The following is a 1,047-nucleotide window of genomic DNA, read 5'->3' as shown; positions in this document are numbered from 1 at the left end:
CCACATGACGGACTGGCCGAAAGAAATCGGACTTCTTCTCGTTTCCATCCTACTCAGTGCGTATCTCGTCCCGACACTCCCTGAGGTTCCTCAGTCAGGGCTTCTCGGAGTCGTACGCAACACAGACGTTCAACTCATCCTCGCAACAGGCATCCTATTCATCACCACACGGGGGCTCTACGGATTCGGCAAGCAGAGACTCACATCGTCGGGCACCAGAACGTCACAGGCGTATGTTTCGTCTGACCCACCCGATACCACCTTTGTTTCAGTGCAAGTCGAATACCTTGGTGTCGTGTGGGAGGGCGTGTATGGTGCGTCTCGCCGCGGTTCAGAACCATACGTACACGTCACCGACCCTCGCTGCCCACGCTGCACAACCGACGTGGAATCGCGCACGGTCAAACGGTACTTGGTTCTGAATAGGGAACAGTGGAGGTGCCCATCGTGTGGATACGAGACGGCCAAGAATGGTGCGTCCGATGTTGTGCCGAGGCGGTCTGTGGAGCGAATTATCGAGAGTGAAGCGTTCCAGAAGATCGAGGGTATTCTGATGGAATCGAATGCTGATGTCGAACCCACACCGTACCCTCCCTCCGATGAGTTGGAGTACGAACTGCTGGGTTCGAGTGCGGATGAACAAGAGATCAGGCGACGGTTATCCCGGTAATCGAGCTTCGCTCCTCAGTCGCTGAACAACCACGCTAACGCCAGCAGAACGATCAGTCCGATACCCAGATTCTGCATGAGAGTGATTGGATCCGGCGCAGGGCTGTAGTACCCGCCGGGCACACCCGATGCGATCACAGCAGAGAGAATAACCACGAGTGTTGCATTAGGCAGCCATTCACGACTCATCGATTCTCTCCTTGGTAGTCGTTCAGGGATGTTTGCTGGTCGGACTGTGAGTGGTTGAACCAGTGGCGCACGTCATCGTAGTTCGATGGGCGTTCGCCGACTTCGTCGATGTACGTATTTTTGTGTTTGCGGGCGTGCGCCGGTCCTGCAAGCGGGCTGTCAGCGAGGTCTTGCCCGCAGATCGAACAC

At 56.1% G+C, this 1,047-nt stretch carries 2 protein-coding genes; one reads left to right on the top strand and one right to left on the bottom strand.

The annotated features are described in order from the left end of the window. Nucleotides 1–670 (top strand): hypothetical protein (locus DVK07_RS23850; RefSeq protein WP_233565534.1); only part of this gene is annotated, 670 nt, incomplete at its 5' end. 184 nt (nucleotides 671–854) lie between these two features. Here the strand turns inward: DVK07_RS23850 and DVK07_RS23845 are convergent. Then, the coding region (locus DVK07_RS23845) for a hypothetical protein (protein ID WP_233565533.1) at nucleotides 855–1,047 on the bottom strand (193 nt) is incomplete at its 5' end.

Source organism: Halorubrum sp. Atlit-26R (assembly GCF_003666015.1).
Taxonomy (GTDB): domain Archaea; phylum Halobacteriota; class Halobacteria; order Halobacteriales; family Haloferacaceae; genus Halorubrum.
The sequence above is the reverse complement of the archived record's forward strand: the minus strand, read 5'-3'. Positions and strand labels throughout refer to the sequence as shown.